Source organism: Cellulomonas fimi, from assembly GCF_028583725.1.
GTDB classification, from domain to species: Bacteria; Actinomycetota; Actinomycetes; order Actinomycetales; family Cellulomonadaceae; genus Cellulomonas; species Cellulomonas fimi_B.
Genome location: NZ_CP110680.1, coordinates 3,687,049 through 3,701,941 on the forward strand (window position 1 = coordinate 3,687,049; position 14,893 = coordinate 3,701,941).

At 73.9% G+C, this 14,893-nt stretch carries 17 protein-coding genes and 3 tRNA genes; 9 read left to right on the forward strand and 11 right to left on the reverse strand.

Annotation, left to right across the window (positions count from 1 at the left end):
- Window positions 1-203 precede the first annotated feature (203 nt).
- Window positions 204-968 (forward strand): 5'/3'-nucleotidase SurE, encoded by a 765-nt coding sequence (surE, locus tag OOT42_RS16555; RefSeq protein ID WP_273652256.1) that lies wholly within the window; start codon window positions 204-206, stop codon window positions 966-968.
- 15 nt (window positions 969-983) lie between these two features.
- Here surE and OOT42_RS16560 read toward each other — a convergent pair whose 3' ends face one another.
- Genes OOT42_RS16560 through OOT42_RS16585 form a run of 6 tightly spaced genes read right to left on the reverse strand, consistent with a single transcriptional unit; the run spans window position 984 to window position 6,348 of the window.
- A complete protein-coding gene (locus tag OOT42_RS16560; RefSeq protein ID WP_273652257.1) occupies window positions 984-1,853 on the reverse strand; it encodes a prenyltransferase in 870 nt (289 codons plus the stop codon).
- Window positions 1,850-2,212 (reverse strand): lycopene cyclase domain-containing protein, encoded by a 363-nt coding sequence (locus OOT42_RS16565; protein ID WP_273652258.1) that lies wholly within the window; start codon window positions 2,210-2,212, stop codon window positions 1,850-1,852. Before OOT42_RS16565 ends, OOT42_RS16560 begins: the two co-directional genes overlap by 4 nt.
- Window positions 2,209-2,589, reverse strand: coding sequence for a lycopene cyclase domain-containing protein (locus OOT42_RS16570; protein ID WP_273652259.1), 381 nt, complete (start codon window positions 2,587-2,589; stop codon window positions 2,209-2,211). Before OOT42_RS16570 ends, OOT42_RS16565 begins: the two co-directional genes overlap by 4 nt.
- Window positions 2,586-4,325, reverse strand: a complete 1,740-nt coding sequence (gene crtI / locus OOT42_RS16575) for a phytoene desaturase family protein (RefSeq protein ID WP_423775921.1) — start codon at window positions 4,323-4,325, stop codon at window positions 2,586-2,588. Before crtI ends, OOT42_RS16570 begins: the two co-directional genes overlap by 4 nt.
- Entirely contained in the window at window positions 4,322-5,203 is an 882-nt protein-coding gene (locus OOT42_RS16580) for a phytoene/squalene synthase family protein (RefSeq protein ID WP_273652260.1), read from the reverse strand. The genes crtI and OOT42_RS16580 overlap by 4 nt, the downstream gene beginning before the upstream one ends.
- A gap of 41 nt (window positions 5,204-5,244) precedes the next feature.
- Window positions 5,245-6,348: a polyprenyl synthetase family protein gene (locus OOT42_RS16585; RefSeq protein WP_273652261.1), complete on the reverse strand. Its 1,104-nt coding sequence runs from the start codon at window positions 6,346-6,348 to the stop codon at window positions 5,245-5,247.
- Between the two features lie 226 nt (window positions 6,349-6,574).
- Between OOT42_RS16585 and galE the strand changes: the two genes are divergently transcribed.
- A complete protein-coding gene (galE, locus tag OOT42_RS16590; protein WP_273652262.1) occupies window positions 6,575-7,534 on the forward strand; it encodes a UDP-glucose 4-epimerase GalE in 960 nt (319 codons plus the stop codon).
- Between the two features lie 39 nt (window positions 7,535-7,573).
- Here the strand turns inward: galE and OOT42_RS16595 are convergent, their stop codons facing one another.
- Window positions 7,574-8,506, reverse strand: a complete 933-nt coding sequence (locus tag OOT42_RS16595; RefSeq protein WP_273652263.1) for an LLM class flavin-dependent oxidoreductase — start codon at window positions 8,504-8,506, stop codon at window positions 7,574-7,576.
- 70 nt (window positions 8,507-8,576) lie between these two features.
- A complete protein-coding gene (locus OOT42_RS16600; protein ID WP_273654873.1) occupies window positions 8,577-8,921 on the reverse strand; it encodes a metallopeptidase family protein in 345 nt (114 codons plus the stop codon).
- A 144-nt stretch (window positions 8,922-9,065) separates the two neighbouring features.
- Here OOT42_RS16600 and OOT42_RS16605 point away from each other — a divergent pair.
- The 6 genes from OOT42_RS16605 to OOT42_RS16630 all read left to right on the forward strand — a co-directional run bounded on the left by OOT42_RS16605 (window position 9,066) and on the right by OOT42_RS16630 (window position 10,789).
- A tRNA-Glu gene (locus tag OOT42_RS16605) sits at window positions 9,066-9,138 on the forward strand.
- A gap of 45 nt (window positions 9,139-9,183) precedes the next feature.
- Window positions 9,184-9,257, forward strand: a tRNA-Asp gene (locus tag OOT42_RS16610).
- 39 nt (window positions 9,258-9,296) lie between these two features.
- Window positions 9,297-9,369, forward strand: a tRNA-Phe gene (locus OOT42_RS16615).
- A 142-nt stretch (window positions 9,370-9,511) separates the two neighbouring features.
- On the forward strand, window positions 9,512-9,952 hold the full coding sequence (locus OOT42_RS16620) for a phage holin family protein (protein WP_273652264.1): 441 nt from the start codon (window positions 9,512-9,514) through the stop codon (window positions 9,950-9,952).
- Window positions 9,953-10,064: 112 nt separating this feature from the next.
- Complete coding sequence (locus OOT42_RS16625) at window positions 10,065-10,475, forward strand: phage holin family protein (RefSeq protein WP_273652265.1); 411 nt, start codon at window positions 10,065-10,067, stop codon at window positions 10,473-10,475.
- Complete coding sequence (locus tag OOT42_RS16630; protein ID WP_273652266.1) at window positions 10,472-10,789, forward strand: DUF3618 domain-containing protein; 318 nt, start codon at window positions 10,472-10,474, stop codon at window positions 10,787-10,789. The genes OOT42_RS16625 and OOT42_RS16630 overlap by 4 nt, the downstream gene beginning before the upstream one ends.
- Before the next feature lie 355 nt (window positions 10,790-11,144).
- Here the strand turns inward: OOT42_RS16630 and OOT42_RS16635 are convergent, their stop codons facing one another.
- On the reverse strand, window positions 11,145-11,354 hold the full coding sequence (locus OOT42_RS16635; protein WP_124343038.1) for a BldC family transcriptional regulator: 210 nt from the start codon (window positions 11,352-11,354) through the stop codon (window positions 11,145-11,147).
- Between the two features lie 414 nt (window positions 11,355-11,768).
- On the opposite strand from OOT42_RS16635, the gene OOT42_RS16640 reads away from it, so the two are divergent.
- Window positions 11,769-11,981: a DUF3073 domain-containing protein gene (locus tag OOT42_RS16640; protein WP_124343037.1), complete on the forward strand. Its 213-nt coding sequence runs from the start codon at window positions 11,769-11,771 to the stop codon at window positions 11,979-11,981.
- A gap of 222 nt (window positions 11,982-12,203) precedes the next feature.
- Here the strand turns inward: OOT42_RS16640 and purM are convergent, their stop codons facing one another.
- Window positions 12,204-13,325 carry a phosphoribosylformylglycinamidine cyclo-ligase gene (purM, locus tag OOT42_RS16645; RefSeq protein ID WP_273652267.1) on the reverse strand — a complete coding sequence of 374 codons (1,122 nt, stop codon included), beginning with the start codon at window positions 13,323-13,325 and terminating at the stop codon, window positions 12,204-12,206.
- Complete coding sequence (gene purF, locus OOT42_RS16650; protein ID WP_273652268.1) at window positions 13,322-14,869, reverse strand: amidophosphoribosyltransferase; 1,548 nt, start codon at window positions 14,867-14,869, stop codon at window positions 13,322-13,324. Before purF ends, purM begins: the two co-directional genes overlap by 4 nt.
- Between the last annotated feature and the right edge of the window lie 24 nt (window positions 14,870-14,893).

Here is a 14,893-nt window from a genome sequence, read left to right on the forward strand (position 1 = left end):
CCGTCGGCTGGTCGGCGGCGGCGGGTCGACAGGGCCGTCTCGGGTGGGCGGCGGCGGGTCGACGGGGCCGTCTCGGGTGGGCGGCGGGTCGACGGGGCCGTCTCGGGTGGGCGGGCGGGTGGGTCGCGGGTGCCGTCGGGTGGCGGGTGGGCGTCCGGTCGGGTCCGATGGACGGGGGCCGGACGACGACGAGAGGTGGCGGCATGCGGGTGCTCGTGACGAACGACGACGGGATCGACTCCCCCGGGCTGACGACGCTCGCGGTGATGGCCGCGGACGCGGGGCACGACGTGGTGGTCGCCGCCCCGGCGCGCGAGTCGTCGGGCGCGAGCGCGTCGCTGCTCGGCGCGGAGCAGGACGGGCGGCTCATCGTCGCGTCAAAGCCGTCGCCCGGGCTGCCCGACGAGATCCCGTCGTTCGCGGTGCGCGCGGCGCCCGGGCTGATCGCATTCGTCGCGGCGTACGGCGGGTTCGGGCCGAAGCCGGACGTCGTGCTGTCGGGCGTCAACCGCGGTGCGAACACGGGGCACGCGGTGCTGCACTCGGGCACGGTCGGCGCCGCGCTGTCGGGCGCGACGCACGGGATCAAGGGGCTCGCGGTGTCGATCGCGTACCACGAGCCCCGGCACTGGGAGACGGCGGCGGCGTTCGCGCGGCCGGTCCTCGACTGGGTCGTCGAGCACTGCCCGGGCGACCGCGTGCTCAACCTCAACGTGCCGGACCTGCCCGTCGAGCAGGTGCGGGGGCTGCGGAAGGCGCCGCTCGCGTCGTTCGGTGCGGTGCAGGCGCGGATCCACGAGCTCGAGCACGGCCACCTGCAGCTCACGTACTCGGACGTCGAGATCACGCGCGAGCCCGACACGGACGCGGGGCTGCTCGCGCGCGGCTGGGCGACGGTCACGCAGCTGCTGGCCCCGGCGTTCGACGCCGACGCGCCGCTGCCGGAGTCGGGCCCGCTGACGGCCTGACCGGGAGCCGCGCCGTCAGGTCCGCGCGATCGCGATGAGCAGCATCGTCACCAGGAAGCCGGTGACGAGGTTGAGCCACAGGAAGCGCCGCCAGCCGACGTTGGCGCGCTCGCAGTCGTCGTCGGTCACGCGCCAGAACAGCGCGGTCGAGACCGCGTAGGGCAGGGGCAGGATCGCGGCGAGCACGCCGGGCCACGGCACGACGAGCAGGACGGCCGCAGCGGCGACGTAGGCGACAGTCGCCAGGACGACGGTCGCGTGCGCACCGAGGACCGTCGCGACGGACGCGATGCCGCCCTCGCGGTCGGCGCGCACGTCCTGCACGGCCCCGAACGCGTGCGACGCCATGCCCCACAGCACGAACGCGACGAGCACGGGCCAGACGGTGGGCGCCGACAGGTCCGCGTCGACGAGCACGAGCGCGTAGAGCAGCGGCCCGACGAAGTGCATCGCGGACGTGAACGAGTCGAGGAACGGCCGCTCCTTGAACCGCAGGACGGGTGCGGAGTAGGCGACGACGAGGAACAGCACGACGGCGAGCACGACGGTCGACGCGACGGACCCGACGGCGACGAGGTAGACGACGAACGGCACCACCGACAGCGCGCTGGCCCACAGGATCCGGCGGTGCACGGCGCGCGCGCGCTCGGGGGCGACGAGGCCGCCCTCGATCCCGCCCTTGCGGGGGTTGCGCAGGTCGGACGCGTAGTCGAACACGTCGTTCACGCCGTACATCAGCAGGTTGTACGGGACCAGGAAGAACAGCGTGCCGACGACGAGCGTCACGTCGATCCGCCCCTGCGTCGCCATGAGGTACCCCGCGGCGAACGGGTAGGCGGTGTTGATCCAGGAGAACGGCCGCGACGCGGCGAGGACCTCCTTCACCCCGCCCCCTCGCCCGCGGTCCCGTCACCGGCCCCCGACGACGGCCCGTCCACCGGGTCGGTCGCTGCCGCGCGACGCCGGCGACCGAGCAGGGTCCACAGCACGGGCATCCCGACGGCGGCGGCGATCGCGTACGCGAAGTCCTCCAGCGGTGCCCCGACGACGTAGATCCCGAGGATCTTGGACGGGTCGAACACGTACAGGTCGGCGGCGATCATCAGCGTGTCGAAGACGGCCGTGAGGACGCACAGGTGCACGACCGTCCACACGACGGGCCACCCGCGCAGGCGGCGCAGCACGGGCCAGGACACGGCGAGCAGCACGACGAGGACCGCGACGTTGAGGACGATGTTCGTCACGACGCCTCCTCCGACCCGCCCGAGCCGGACGACGACGCCCGCAGCGCCCGCGCGCCCGCGGCCCGCAGCGACGCGGTCCGGTCGAACCACCGCCACGCCAGCAGGGCGACGTAGCAGAGCAGCGTGAGGAAGAAGACCTCCTCGATCGGCAGCTCGGGCGCGAGGAGGATCCCGGTCATGTGCGGCGAGTCCCCGCGCGCGAAGATCCCGAGCAGCAGCCCGGCGACGTCCCACAGCAGGAAGGCGGCGACGCCGATCCCGACGGTCCACCCGGCGCGTCGCGGGTCCTCCCAGAACGCGAGCCGGAACCGCCGGTCGAGCAGCGCGAGGCCACCGAGGGACAGCAGGAGCGCCCCCAGGTAGGCGAGTCCCGTCATGCGCCCGACCGTACGCCGGACCAGAGGCCCGCCGGGCGTGCGGCGTCGAGGAACCCCCGTCGCAGGGGCGCGGGCAGCGGGCGCGTCGACGTCTCCCCCAGCAGCCGCTTCGCGACGAGCTCGGCGCTGATGAGACACATCGGCAGCCCGACGCCGGGGATCGTCCCGCCGCCGACGTGCAGCAGGTTCGCCACGCGTGCGGACGCGTCGCCGGGCCGGAACATCGCGCTCTGCGCGAGCGTGTGCTCCATGCCGAGCGCGGTGCCGCGCCACGCGGACAGGTCGCGCGCGAAGTCGGCGGGCGCGACGACGTGCCGCGTCACGACGCGTCCGCGCAGGTCGTCGATGCCGGCCCACGCGCCGACCTGGTCGAGGAACCGGTCGGCGTGCCGCTCGACCACGTCGCGCTCGGGGCTGCCGGGCGGGCCGTCGCCGAGCGACGCGTCGGCGGGGAACGGCACGAGCAGGAACAGGTTCTCGTGGCCGGGCGGCGCGGCGGTCGGGTCGGTCGCGGTGGTGCGCGACGCGTACACGGACGCGACCTCGGGGACGCGCAGGTCGGCGGGCGCGGTCGACCGACCGGTGCCGAGGATGTCGTCGAAGTTCCCGGGCCAGTCGCGCGTGAAGAACAGCGAGTGGTGCGCGAGCTCGGGCAGGGACCCGCGCACACCGGCCATGACGAGCAGCGCGGAGATGCCCGGGCCGTGCCGCTCCCACGACGCGGCGGGGTGGTCGCTGTGCCGCGGCTCGAGCAGCGCAGTCTCGGTGTGGTGCCGGTCGGCGCCGGAGACGACGACGTCAGCCTCGACGAGCTCGCCGCCGGCGAGCCGCACGCCGCGCGCGACACCGGTGCGCCGCGGCGTCCGCGCGGACCACGGCACGTCGTCGACCTCGATCGCGACGACGTCCGCGCCGGTCCGGATCTCGACGCCCTCGCGCACGGCGAGCCGTTCGAGCGCCTCCATCACGGTGTACATGCCGCCGCGCGGGTACTGCACGCCGTCGACGAGGTCGAGGTGGCTCATGAGCGAGTACAGCGCGGGGACGCGGTACGGCGACGAGCCGAGGAACACCGCGTGGTACCCGAGCGCCTGCCGCAGCACGGGGTGCTCGACGGTCCTCTCGATCTTCTCGGCGAGCGTGTGCGTGAGCAGGTCGACGAGCGTGCCGGCCCGGCGCACGACGGGCGCCGACAGCAGCCGGTCCGGGCGCTGGAACGTGGTCCACAGGAAGTGGTCGAGCGCGGTCCGGTAGGCCGTCGACGCGTCCTGCGCGTAGCGCCGCACGGCCTCGCCCGCGCCGGGCTCGAGCGCCTCGAACGTGGCCCAGTTGGTCTCGGGATCACCGGTGAGGTCGAAGCCGCCGGCGGGCCCGCCGGCGACGTCCGGCTCGGTGAACAGGCGGTAGGCCGGGTCGAGGCGCACGAGGTCGAGGTGGTCCTCGACGCGCTCGCCGAGCAGCGCGAACGCGTGCGCGAACACCTCGGGCATGAAGTACCAGGACGGCCCGGTGTCGAACCGGAACCCGTCGAGCGTGAGCGTGCCCATCCGCCCGCCGACGCGGTCGTGCCGCTCGAGCAGCGTGACGCGCGCTCCCCCGCGGGCGAGCAGTGCGGCCGTCATGAGCCCACCGATGCCGCCGCCCACTACGACGACGCGGCCCGGCCCGCCGTCGGGCGCGCCGGCGCGGGGTGAGGGCGCACCCGCCGGACGGGTGCGCGGTGCCGTCGTCGTCACGCCTGCTGACCTCCGCGTCGCACGTCCCACCACTCACGGGCCACCGCGGCCGCGACCACCCGCGCCTTCACCGGCGCCGGGACGCTCGCCCGGGCACGCACGAGCGCGTCGACCGGCTGTGCGGCGAGGTCGTCGAGCAGCCGGTCGTAGAGCGCGAGCGTCGCCGCGACCGCGTACCGCGAGCGCCCCGGCAGCCGCGGCAGCGCGGCGCGCGCGACGGCGACGTCGTGGGCGATCTCGTCGAGCACGGCGGCCCGCTGCGCCTCGGACAGCCGCCCGCGCTCGGTGCCCGGGAAGTACGTGCGGCCGAGCTCGCCCGCGTCGACGCCGAGGTCGCGCAGGAAGTTGATCTTCTGGAACGCGGCGCCGAGCGCCCGCGCACCCGCGACCTGCTCGGCGTCCGGCTCGACGAGCGGGGTGCCGGGCGTGCGGTCGGCGTTGAGGAAGACCCGCAGGCACATGAGGCCGACGACCTCGGCCGACCCGTACACGTACCGGTCGAAGCTCTCGCGGTCGTGCACCTCGACGGTGAGGTCGGCGCGCATCGACGCGAAGAACGGCTCGGTCTCGGAGGTCGTGATGCCGACGCGTCGGGCGGTCCGCGCGAACGCGTGCACGACGAGGTTCGTCGAGTAGCCGGTGCGGAGCGCCCGGACCGTCTGCGCCTCGAGCTCGTCGAGCTCGTCGGCGGCGGTCGGTCCCTGGAAGGTGTCGACGACCTCGTCCGCGAGCCGGACGAGCGCGTAGACCGCCTCGATGTCGCGGTGCGCGCGCTTGCCGAGCAGCCGTGCGCCCATCCCGAACGACGTCGAGTACGCGGACAGGACGAGCGCGCTGGTGCGGCCGGCGGTCGCGTCGTAGAGGCGGACGGATCGCACGTGTGCGGTGTGCGGCGCTCCGCGGGACTGGTCCACGGTCATCAGTGTCCCCGTCCGGCCAGGTCGTCCACCACACCGACGAGGTAGTCGCCGAGCGGGTGCGGCAGGTGCGCGGCGTGGGCGCGGGCGGTGTCGGCGGTGCGCTCGACGAGCAGGCGCATGGCGCCGAGCGCGCCGGAGTCGACCATGACGCTGCGGACGCGGTCGGCGTCGCGCTCGTCGAGGTCGGGCTGCCCGACGTACCGGTCGAGCACGGCCCGGCCCGCGCGGTCGGCGCCCGCGTAGGCGAGGCGCAGCAGCTCGGTGCGCTTGCCGCGGCGCAGGTCGGACAGCGTGGACTTGCCGGTCGCGGCGGGGTCGCCGAAGACGCCGAGGTCGTCGTCGGCGAGCTGGAACGCGAGGCCGAGGGCGACGCCGACGTCGTCGAGCCGCCGCCGCACGTCGAGGTCGGCACCCGCGAGCGCGGCTCCGGAGGCCAGCGGGGAGCGGCACGTGTACTCGGCGGTCTTGAGGGCGGCGACGAGCAGCGCGTCGACGTCGCGCGGCGCGAGCGACTCGGAGACGACGTCGAGCAGCTCGCCCGCGACGGCGGTCTCGATGCCGTCGGCGAGCAGGTCGGCGAGGTGCTCACGCAGGTCGCCGGGCACGGGGGTGCGTGCGAGCAGGCGGAACGCGGTCGTGAGCGCGAGGTCCCCCGCGAGGAGCCCGGCCGTGAGCGCGCGCTCGTCGGCGACGTGCTCGGGCAGCCCTGCGGCACGGGCGCGCTGCCGGGCGGACCCGCCGGCGTTGAGCCGGCCGCGGCGGCGGTCGTCGTGGTCGAGCACGTCGTCGTGCGCGAGCATCGCGACGTGCAGCGCCTCGTGCGCGGCGGCGACGGGCACGACCACGGACGACTCGCGGCCGCCGAGGCCCAGGTAGGCGGCGGCGACCAGGCGGGGGCGCAGCAGCTTGCCCCCGAGGGTGGCGCTCAGGTCCTCCCAGAGCGTCCGGGCCTCGACGGCGTGCCGGCCCGCGCGGGCGGCGCGCTCGACGAGCAGGTCCCGCAGCGCGGCATCGGCCCGCGCGGTGACGTCCTCCACGGCGAGTGCGAGCTCGGCGGTGGAGCGCAGGCTCCCGCCGGCGACGGCAAGGTCGCCCTCGTCCACGTGCCCTCCCGGTTTCTTCGGTGCGACCGCGGGTGATCGTGGGCACGGCCCCCGACGGAATGGTCAGCCTACTGAGTATTCGACCCGGCGCCACCGGACGGATGCAGCAGTACACGTCCTCTTCCGTGCGGAGGGCACGGCTGGATGCAGCAACAGTCGATCAATTTCCGATCAGATTCGACCAGGATCAAACACAGATCAACACGCGTGCGGTACCGTGGGCGTCATGACGTGGATGGTGACGGGTGGTGCCGGGTACATCGGGTCGCACGTGGTGCGGGCCTTCCAGCAGGCGGGCATCCCTCCCGTGGTCCTCGACGACCTGTCGAGCGGCCACCGCGGTTTCGTCCCCGACGACGTCGCGTTCGTCGAGGGCTCGATCCTCGACACCGGCCTCGTCGCCCGCGCGCTCGCCGAGCACGAGGTCGAGGGCGTCGTGCACCTCGCCGGGTTCAAGTACGCGGGGGTCTCCGTCCAGCGTCCGCTGCACACCTACGAGCAGAACGTCACGGGCACCGCCCACCTGCTCGACGCGATGGCGCAGCAGGGCGTCGGCGCGATCGTCTTCTCGTCGTCGGCCGCCGTCTACGGCACGCCCGACGTCGACCTCGTCACCGAGGACACCGCCACCACGCCCGAGTCGCCCTACGGCGAGTCGAAGCTCATCGGCGAGTGGCTGCTGCGCGACCAGGGCCGCGCGACCGACCTGCGGCACACGTCGCTGCGGTACTTCAACGTCGTCGGCTCGGGCACGCCGGACCTCTACGACACCAGCCCGCACAACCTGTTCCCGCTGGTCCTCGACGCCCTGACCGCCGGCCGCACGCCGCGCATCAACGGCACCGACTACCCCACGCCCGACGGCACCTGCGTGCGCGACTACCTCCACGTCGCCGACCTCGCCGACGCCCACGTCGCCGCCGCCCGCGCGCTCGCCGACGGCCGCCCGCTCGAGCGCGTCTACAACCTCGGCTCGGGCGACGGGGTCTCCGTCCGCGAGATCATGACCGCGATGGCCGACGTCACCGGCATCCCGTTCGAGCCCGAGGTCGCCCCGCGGCGCCCCGGCGACCCGGCCCGCATCGTCGCGTCGGGCGAGCTCGCCGCGCGCGACCTCGGCTGGCGCATGACGCACACGCTGCGCGACATGGTCGCGACCGCGTGGGAGGCCCGCCAGGCGCACTGACCCGCACCGCCCCGCTCCGCCCCGCGCGACGAGGCGGCGTCAGCGCGGGGCGACCGGGAGGGCCTGCAGCTCCGGGAGCCGGGCCGCGAACGCCTCCAGGACCGACTCGCGGCCCGCGTACACGCCGTCGGGTCGGGGCCAGTGCACGACGACGTCGGTGAACCCGAGCGCCGCCGCGCGCTCGACGCCCTCGACGGCCAGGTCGAGCGACGTCAGCGAGAACACGGGCGCACCGTCGAGACTCAGGTACCGGCGCAGCCGCGGCGTCGTGACCCCGTCACGACCCTCGGTGGCCTCGACCGCGTCCATCTGCGCCGACACCTCGGCGAGCCCGGCCCACCAGCGCTCCTGCGCACCCGTGGGGTCACCTTCGGCGCCCTCGGTGTCGTACGTCGGCCCGTAGGTGACCCAGCCCTGCCCGAGCCGCGCGGCCAGCCGCATCGTGCGGGGGCCGGCCGCGGCCATGAGGAACGGGACCCGCGGCTGCGCGATCGTGCCGGGGATCATGCGCGCGTCGTGCGCCTCGTAGAACTCACCGGTGAACTCGGTCGACGCCTGCACGAGCAGCCGGTCCAGCAGCGTGACGAACTCCTCGTACCGCCGGGTCCGCTCGCCCCGCGACCACGGCGGCCCGGTGACGGCCGCGTCGAACCCCTCGCCGCCCGCGCCGATCCCGAGCAGGAACCGGCCGCCCGACACGTCGTCGAGCCCGAGCACGTCCTTGGCGAACGGCACGGGGTGCCGGAAGTTCGGCGACGCCACGAACGTGCCGAGCCGGATGCGCTCGGTCACGGCCGCGGCCGCGGCCAGCAGCGGCACGGTCGCGAACCACGGACCGTCGGCGAGCGTGCGCCACGCCAGGTGGTCGTACGTCCACGCGTGGTCGAACCCCCACTCCTCCGCCCGACGCCACCGCTCCTTCGCCTGTGACCAGCGGTCCTGGGGCAGCAGCACGATCCCGACGGCGACCATGCGCCGACCCTAGCCGCCGGCGACGACAGCCGACCGCGCGCGCGACGCCGTCACGCCACCGAGGGCGCGGTCAGCCCCAGCCGAGCTCGTGCAGCCGGTCGTCATCGATGCCGAAGTGGTGCGCGACCTCGTGCACGACGGTCACCGCGACCTCCTCGACGACCTCGTCGCGGTCCTCGCAGATCGCCAGCGTCGGGTTGCGGTAGATCGTGATGCGGTCGGGCAGCGACCCGGCGGCCCACCACTCGCCGCGCTCGGTGAGCGGCGTCCCCTCGTACAGGCCGAGCAGCTCGGGGTCGTCGGACGGCGCCTCGTCCTCGACCAGCACGACGACGTTGTCGATCAGCCGGGCGAGCTCGGGCGGGATCTCGTCGAGCGCGTCGCGGACGGCGTCCTCGAACTCGGCACGCGACATCTCCACCACGCTCCCATCCTGCCTGCTCACGGCCCCGACGCCTCCCCGGTCCGTCCGGCCGGGCGCAGCGCTTTTGGAGTTCGGCCCCCGCTCCCGTATGCTCGTCTCCGGTCATCCGGCGCCTCGTCGTCAGGGGCGGGACACGCCCCCATCGTCTAGCGGCCTAGGACCCCGCCCTTTCACGGCGGTAGCACGGGTTCGAATCCCGTTGGGGGTACGAGCAGGTGCAGTGAAGCAGTACAGCAAGGCCTTGTTCCACCAAGGCCCCGTAGCGCAGTTGGTTAGCGCGCCGCCCTGTCACGGCGGAGGTCGCGGGTTCAAGTCCCGTCGGGGTCGCTCGAAGCGCCGGTCCTCGGACCGGCGTTCTCGTTCCGAGGCTCTGTAGCTCAGTTGGTAGAGCGTTCGACTGAAAATCGAAAGGTCACCGGATCGACGCCGGTCGGAGCCACCGCGACGAAAGGCCCCCTGGATCACCAGGGGGCCTTTCGTGCGTCTCCGGGCGGTATGACCTGGGCCGATGATCCCGACCAGGACGCGCTCGCCCGCCTAGGGTGGGACGTGCACCGCACTGTCCCCCGACGGAGGAACCCGTGAGCAGCACCGGCCCCGAGCGCCCGCGCAAGCCGTTCTTCGAGCGCTTCACCGAACCGTTCGCCGACATCGCCCGCGAGAAGATCGGGCAGGCGGAGGACCGGGTCCGCGAGGCGATCCAGGCCGAGATCGACGCCGTCAGCGCGAGCGTGCGCGCCCGCGCCGTGCAGGTCCGCCCGTCGGCCATCGGGTTCGGCGCCGCCGCGCTGCTCACGTTCTTCGGCCTCGCCCTGTTCGTGACCGCCGCCGTCGTCGGCATGGCGCACGTCGTCGAGCTGTGGCTCGCGGCGCTGCTCGTCGGCGCGGCGCTCATCATCGTCGCGGGCGGCCTCGCGGCGTGGGCCCGGCACCGTTTGCCGAAGGGTCAGCCGCTGAGCGTCACGCGCGCTCACGAGGTGGTCCACCCCGCCGAGGAGCAGGTCCACCCCTGGTCCGACTGACGCTCGCTCGGCCGCCCGTCGGCGCCGCACGGATGCGCCCCGCCACCTGCGCTTGCACACTGGGAGTCCCGGTCCGAGGACGCCGGGCGACGAGCGACGGAAAGGCGTCACCATGACCACGCAGCCAGGACCGACGGGCGAGACCCGGAGCATCGGTCAGCTCGTGAGCGACCTGAGCGAGCAGACGTCCCGGTTGGTCCGCGCCGAGCTCGACCTCGCCAAGGCCGAGATCCAGGCCAAGGCGCAGCAGCTCGGGATCGGTGCGGGACTGCTGGCCGCGGCCGGCATCCTCGCGCTGTACGTGCTGGCCGCCGCGATCACGACCGCGATCCTCGGCCTGTCGACCGTGATGGACGCGTGGCTCGCGGCGCTGATCGTCACGGTGTTCCTGCTGATCGTGACGGTGATCCTGGCGCTCGTCGGCATCCGCCTGGTCAAGCGCGGGTCGCCCCCGACGCCGGAACGCGCGATCGAGAACGTGCACGAGGACCTCGAGGCCGTGAAGGCGGGGTGGAACGCATGAGCGGCCAGACCACGAAGAAGGACGACGCGACGCAGGACCAGAAGCCGGCGATCACCACGCCGCGCATGGTCGAGGCCGAGAGCGAGGTCGCGCGCACGCGTGCCGAGCTCGCGGCGACCGTCGACGCGCTCGCCGATCGCCTCGACCCGCGCGCGCAGGCGAAGAGCGCCGTCGACGGCACCAAGCGGCTGTGGTCGGACGCCACGACCAAGGACGCCGACCCGCACCGGCAGAAGCGGGCGCGCGCCGTGATCGGCGGCGCCGTGGCGGTCGTCGCGCTCCTCGCGGCGGCGGGGCTGCGCCGCAAGGGCTGACCACCTGACGGCCTGATCGACCGACCGACCGCGGCGCTGCCATCTCGGGCGCCGCGGTCGTCGTCGTGACGCACGGGGTGCGGAGGTCGTCGTGACACACGGGCTGCGGACGTCGTCGTGACGCACGGGGCCCGGATCGGGTGCGGGGCCGCGCGGCATCGGCGGCGGGGTCACGACGTCGTCGTCGTCCCAGGGGCCGCAGTCGGCACGCTCCTCCGGGGCCGGTGTCGGCGTGCGGTGTCCGGTCCGGACACGAGGACGTCGGCGCCCTCACGGCGCCGGCGTCATGGCCGCACGAGGCGGCGAGAGGGGCGGACGGGTGGAGCGCCCGCCCCGGTCGGTCGTCGGACGGGCGTCAGTCGTCCGACGCGTGCTGCTGAGGGACGCCGTTGAGCAGGTCGCGCACCTCGGACTCCCGGTAGCGACGGTGGCCACCGAGCGTGCGGATCGAGGAGAGCTTCCCGGCCTTCGCCCAGCGGGTCACGGTCTTCGGGTCGACCCGGAAGAGAGTGGCGACCTCGGACGGCGTGAGCAGCGCCTCGGACTCTGCGGGGTGAGCGGTCATCAGCTGCCTCCTGCGGCGAGCGTGCGGGCGGCCGGCGAAGACGTCGGGTCCGCCCCAGCGGGTGCGGTTGGTGCGGTGCGCGGTAGCGCGGCGGTGCGGGTGGTGCGGGCTGTCCCACTAGCATGAACGAACCGGCCATACGGCGCATTCCGGGACACAGTATGGTCACGGATGCCGCATCACTCTCATCCAACTCTCATCATGCATCGTTACACGAACCGTACCGTCAGCCTAAACCCGACGAATCGGTCATCACGACCCCTGCGGCGGACGTGATGTGTGTCGCTCGCCCGCGAGTGGTCGGAATAGCGCGGGACCATGTACCGTTGCCCCACGAAGAGACGATTCAGCACCCCGGGGCCGCACGTGTGAGCACGGTGCCGCCCCGCATCCACGTTAGAGGGGGTCGATGCCATGGGGCGCGGCCGTCAGAAGGCGAAGCAGACCAAGGTGGCCCGGGAGCTGAAGTACTTCAGTCCCGAGACCAACTACCGAGCCCTCGAGCAGGAGCTCGGCTCGCTGAGCCACAACGATCTGGGATCCGAGCGTCGCGGCAGCGCCGTCGACACAGGTGACTGGTCCCGGGACGAGGACGACGACTACCGTCGCTGGTCCGACGACGGCTGAGGTCGTGAGGTCAGCGTGACGGCCCCTCCGAGCGTGACCCCTCCGCCCCGCTGAGGTCGTCGTCGCCCGGACCCGTCCCCGCCGACCCGCACGGTGCGGCACAGCGGTCACTCCACCACACACTCACCGGCCGGTGACGTCCTGCGTCACCGGCCGGTTGGTGCGTGCGTGAGATCGGTGCGTCCGTGATCCCCGCGCGTCGAACGCGGCAGGTCCCCGGGATCAGACGCGGTAGTTGCCCGAGAGGCGGACGGCTCCCCCGTCGACGCCCTTCGTCCCCGCGACGAAGTCCGGCGACCCCGGCACGTCGAGCGTCGGGTCCGCGTCACGCACGTGGCCCAGCACCCACGCGGGCAGCGCGAGCTCCGACGCGTGCGCGAGGACCGCGTCCACCGCGTCGGCCGCGACGACCGCGACCATGCCGACGCCCAGGTTGAGCGTGCCCTCCAGGTCGTGCCACGGCACGCCGCCGAGCCGCTGCACGAGCGAGAAGACGGGCGGGAGCTGCCAACCGCTGCGGTCGACGTCGGCGACCAGGCCGCGCGGCAGGACGCGCGCGACGTTCGACGCGAGCCCGCCGCCGGTGACGTGGCTGAACGCGTGGATCCCGACGACGCCGGCGCGCTCGACCAGCGCGAGGACGTCGCTCGCGTACACGCGCGTCGGCTCGAGGAGCTCCTCGCCGAGGGTGCGGCCGAGCTCGTCGACGTGCCGGTCGAGCCCCCAGCCCGCGACCTCGACCACCTTGCGGACCAGCGAGTAGCCGTTGGAGTGCAGGCCGCTCGACCCGAGCGCGACGAGCACGTCGCCCGCCCGCACCCGGTCGGGACCGAGGAGCTGGTCGGCCTCGACGACACCCGTCGCGGCGCCCGCCACGTCGTACTCGTCGGGGCGGAGCAGGCCGGGGTGCTCGGCGGTCTCGCCGCCGACGAGCGCCGTGCCCGCGACCGAGCACGCCGCCGCGATGCCGCGCACGATGTCGGCGATCCGCTCCGGCACGACGCGGCCGGTCGCGATGTAGTCGGTCATGAACAGCGGCTTCGCGCCGACCACGACGATGTCGTCGACGACCATGCCGACCAGGTCGAACCCGATGGTGTCGTGCACGTCGAGTGCCTGCGCGATCGCGACCTTGGTGCCGACGCCGTCGGTCGACGTGGCGAGCAGCGGACGGCGGTACCGCGTGAGGATCGTCGCGTCGTACAGCCCGGCGAACCCGCCCACGCCGCCGAGGACCTGCGGGCCGTGCGTCGCGCGCACGGCGTCCTTCATGAGCTCGACGGCCTTGTCGCCGGCCTCGGTGTCGACGCCGGCGTCGGCGTAGGTGACGTGCGGGGTGCTCACGGGTGCTCCAGGGCGGTCGCGCCACCGGTCGACGGGACGATGGTCAGCAGGCCGTCCTCGGGGGCGCCGAGGGGCAGCTCGTTCTGCTCGAGCAGGTGCTTGCCGAGGCGGTCGGCGGGCGGCAGCTCGATCGGGTAGCGGCCGGAGAAGCACGCGGTGCACAGCTGCGAGCGCGGCTGCTCGGTCGCCTCGACCATGCCCTCCTCCGAGATGTAGCCGAGCGAGTCGGCGCCGAGGGACGCCGCGATCGCGTCGACGCCGAGGCCGTTCGCGATGAGCTCGGCGCGGCTCGCGAAGTCGATGCCGTAGAAGCACGGCCACTTCACGGGCGGCGAGCTGATGCGGACGTGCACCTCCGCGGCGCCGGCCTCGCGCAGCATCCGGACGAGCGCGCGCTGGGTGTTGCCGCGGACGATCGAGTCGTCGACGACCACGAGCCGCTTGCCGCGGATGACCTCGCGGAGCGGGTTGAGCTTGAGCCGGATGCCGAGCTGGCGCAGCGTCTGCGACGGCTGGATGAACGTCCGGCCGACGTAGGCGTTCTTGGTGAGGCCCTGGCCGAACGGGATGCCGGACTCGGTCGCGAACCCGACGGCCGCGGGCGTCCCCGACTCGGGCACCGGGATGACGAGGTCGGCCTCGACCGGGTGCTCGATCGCGAGGCGACGGCCCATCGCGACACGCGCGGCGTGCACGGACCGGCCCGCGATCGTCGTGTCGGGGCGGGCCAGGTAGACGTACTCGAAGACGCAGCCGGCGCGGTCGACGGGGGCGAACCTCGTCGAGCGCAGGCCGTCGGCGTCGATCGCGATGAACTCGCCGGGCTCGACCTCGCGCACGAAGGACGCACCGACGATGTCGAGCGCGGGCGTCTCCGACGCGACCACCCAGCCGCGCTCGAGCCGCCCGAGCACGAGCGGGCGCACGCCCTGCGGGTCGCGCGCCGCGTAGAGCGTGTGCTCGTCCATGAAGACGAGGCTGAACGCGCCCCGCAGCCGGGGCAGGACCTCGAGCGCGGTGGCCTCGAGGGTGTGGTCCGGGTCGCCCGCGAGGAGCGCGGTCACGAGCGCGGTGTCCGTGGTGTTGCCGCGCGCGAGCTCGCCGCGGCGCTGGTTGCCGTACCGCTCGGCCACGAGGTCGACGAGCTCGGCGGAGTTCGTGAGGTTGCCGTTGTGCCCGAGGGCCACCGTGCCCGCCGCGGTCGCGCCGAGCGTCGGCTGCGCGTTCTCCCACGTCGAGCCGCCGGTCGTGGAGTAGCGGGCGTGCCCGATGGCGATGTGCCCCTGCAGGGCGTTCAGCGCGGTCTCGTCGAAGACCTGGGAGACGAGACCCATGTCCTTGTAGACGAGGAGCTGCTGGCCGTTCGACGTCGCGATGCCCGCGGACTCCTGCCCACGGTGCTGCAGCGCGTAGAGGCCGAAGTACGTGAGCTTGGCGACCTCTTCGCCAGGAGCCCAGACGCCGAAGACGCCGCAGGCGTCCTGCGGGCCTTTCTCGCCGGGAAGGAGGTCGTGGTTCAGTCGTCCGTCTGCGCGGGGGGCCACGGCCCTATGGTCGCACACCGGTCC

Bases quoted from the DNA above. Each gene is read 5' to 3' on its own strand.
- OOT42_RS16635 (WP_124343038.1), bottom strand. From the start codon at position 11,354: ATGACCGCTCACCCCGCAGAGTCCGAGGCGCTGCTCACGCCGTCCGAG.
- OOT42_RS16600 (WP_273654873.1), bottom strand. From the start codon at position 8,921: ATGTCGCGTGCCGAGTTCGAGGACGCCGTCCGCGACGCGCTCGACGAG.
- OOT42_RS16570 (WP_273652259.1), bottom strand. From the start codon at position 2,589: ATGACGGGACTCGCCTACCTGGGGGCGCTCCTGCTGTCCCTCGGTGGC.
- surE (WP_273652256.1), top strand. From the start codon at position 204: ATGCGGGTGCTCGTGACGAACGACGACGGGATCGACTCCCCCGGGCTG.
- galE (WP_273652262.1), top strand. From the start codon at position 6,575: ATGACGTGGATGGTGACGGGTGGTGCCGGGTACATCGGGTCGCACGTG.
- OOT42_RS16640 (WP_124343037.1), top strand. From the start codon at position 11,769: ATGGGGCGCGGCCGTCAGAAGGCGAAGCAGACCAAGGTGGCCCGGGAG.
- OOT42_RS16595 (WP_273652263.1), bottom strand. From the start codon at position 8,506: ATGGTCGCCGTCGGGATCGTGCTGCTGCCCCAGGACCGCTGGTCACAG.
- OOT42_RS16625 (WP_273652265.1), top strand. From the start codon at position 10,065: ATGACCACGCAGCCAGGACCGACGGGCGAGACCCGGAGCATCGGTCAG.
- OOT42_RS16630 (WP_273652266.1), top strand. From the start codon at position 10,472: ATGAGCGGCCAGACCACGAAGAAGGACGACGCGACGCAGGACCAGAAG.